This is a genomic window from Photobacterium sp. R1 (genome assembly GCF_054600795.1).
This window is the reverse complement of sequence record NZ_BAAHZP010001108.1, coordinates 1-228: the sequence shown is the minus strand read 5'-3', so window position 1 is coordinate 228 and position 228 is coordinate 1. Positions and strand designations below refer to the sequence as shown.

Annotated in this window: 1 pseudogene; it reads right to left on the bottom strand. The window is 48.7% G+C overall.

Annotation, left to right across the window (positions count from 1 at the left end):
• Positions 1 to 228 (bottom strand): annotated as a pseudogene (locus ACYP03_RS28490) (efflux RND transporter periplasmic adaptor subunit); the annotation flags it as partial.

Sequence of the window (228 nt, the reverse complement as noted above, 5' to 3'; positions counted from 1 at the left end):
CGCTTCATCCGAGCGATAAACCTGTATTTTTTGTCCGTCCACTTTTACCTCGACCGAAGTGCCATCAAGAATGAACTGCTCTTTGGGCATTGGCATGGTGAGTGTGACTTTGAATGAGCCGAGCTCAGGATCCGGCTCTGTCGTAAACTCTTTCAGATACGCGGTATATTCTGTCCCGTCATCCAGTATCACTTTTGTTCCCGGCCGCTTATTTTGTACTTGGCTGGC